Below are 1,923 nucleotides of genomic sequence, written 5' to 3'. Positions count from 1 at the left end.
CTCGTCTGCTTAATACATAGAAAGAATAAATTGGATTAGTTGGAACGCCGTATGCGATGAAAGTCGCACGTACGGTGTGAACAGGGGGAAAAGCTGGCGATAATTTCAAAGGCTTACCTATCTGTATGAATAACAACAATCTTTAAGAAAAGGGGTGAAATGGAGTGAGTAAAGATAAAAAACGATTTAAAAAATCCTACTATTTAGCAAAACATAGACAAAAAAACGAAGAACATTCTAAAGAAGTAAACGAAATGACAATAGAGGAATGGCGAAGAAAACTTGAAGAAAAAGCGAAAAAAGGGGCGAAGAAAAATAAAAAGCGATATAAGAAAATAAGTAGCAAAGTAATATACGGCACGACTGCTGAAGAACGATTTAAAGAAATTCACGGAGTAACAATTGAGGAATGGAATGCAAAAAAAGAAGAAGAGTTTATAACTAAAACAGGAATGAGTTACGACGAATGGTATATAAAACAGGTTAACTCTTTAACACCAATTGATTATCTTAAAAATTGCAATGGTGCTGTTTCTCAGGATGATGTAGAACTGGTGAAAGATTCACAAAAGTTGGGATTAAATGATGGTGTAATAAATGTATTACTGGATTATGTGAACATTGTTAGTAAAATTGGCTTTATTCACTCGTTGGTAAGAGAAATGGGTGAAAGTTGGCTTAAGAAAAATGTCTTAACTATTGAAAGTGCAATAGCTTTTGTTAGGGAAGAATGGAAGAACTAGAGTCCCAAAAATAGATTCACCAACATCAAATTCCTTATTAAACTCCCATGAAAGAACGTAATAATCTTTCATTTTCTGTGGTGTAGCGATGAGTTTTCGCGACATGGATGGCTAACGGGAGGCGTTAGCCAAAGAAGGAACTGACATAGGTCGGTTCTTTTTTTATGTGCGCCCGGCATGCGTATGAACTATAGGGTGCAAGTCCCGAACCCCGAAGACAGAAGTAGAGGTTAGCCAAGAGCAAGGGTGTCCGTGGCGACGCGGAATCTGAAGGAAGCTGGAGGCAAAACACCGGTCCGAGGAACACGAATCTCATATAAGGCTAGGTATGATTGGATGAGTGTGCATAACAACACAAAGTCCTTTCTGTCGAAGGTCATATCGAGTAAATGAGGCGGATAGATGGTTGTGAAAGTGCATAAGCTTACCCAGGGAGGTCTGATGGAAACGCAAAGTACACTTTGTAACCTACTTAGCGATAGGTAGCTGAACCATCAGAAGTCAGCAGAGGTCATAGTACCGTTCACATGGGAAGGACCGAACCATGAAGAAGTGTGGAATAAACTCGAATTTCACTTGTTCGATGAAGCAGACAATCCAAAGATGGATTTACTTAGTGGAAGAAATGGTGAATCCCATAGGAGACACTAAGAGGGCTGAGAATACAAGTGGCAAGGAGAGACAGAAAAGCATAACGGACAGGGAGATACAAAATCGCTGTCCGTCAGACTTCATGGAACCGCCGTATACGGATCCGTACGTACGGTGGTTAGAGAGGCCGGGGGTTAGTCACCCCCTCCTACTCGATTGGTTGAACTTTCCTTATCGTGGTACCGTCAGAAAAATGCGGATTTACAACGTTACGAAATATGCACGATTTTATGCAAAGTGAGGAACAAACCAAACAAGTAAAAATACTGCTACATCAACGTTTATGCCACCTGTATAAAAAGACGTATACACAATGTTCATAAGAAAATCCACGAAACGTTGATGTAACAACACTCGCGGATTTTTAATGTGCGCCCAAACTTGAAGTGACCCCTAAAAGTTAGACACGGTTATTTCATTTAGGCAGCTTGGTAAAATTGCGTTCGGTATTGCACCGGGCTCAATTTTAATTTTGCCTTAATTCGTTTCGTGTTGTAATAATGTATATATTTTTCTAGCTTTTCTTTAA

General features: G+C 39.6%; 2 protein-coding genes. One reads left to right on the top strand and one right to left on the bottom strand.

Going from position 1 to position 1,923, the window contains the following annotated elements:
- Positions 1-164 precede the first annotated feature (164 nt).
- The gene (locus ACVWXS_RS25850) at positions 165-743 is read left to right on the top strand and encodes a hypothetical protein (RefSeq protein WP_456960680.1); all 579 of its coding nucleotides are present in this window, start codon (positions 165-167) and stop codon (positions 741-743) included.
- Positions 744-1,813: 1,070 nt separating this feature from the next.
- Here ACVWXS_RS25850 and ACVWXS_RS25845 read toward each other — a convergent pair.
- A partial coding sequence (locus ACVWXS_RS25845) for an IS3 family transposase (RefSeq protein ID WP_456960681.1) occupies positions 1,814-1,923 on the bottom strand: 110 nt, incomplete at its 5' end.

This window comes from Lysinibacillus sp. TE18511 (assembly GCF_054062295.1).
This window is presented reverse-complemented; position numbering and strand designations above follow the sequence as displayed.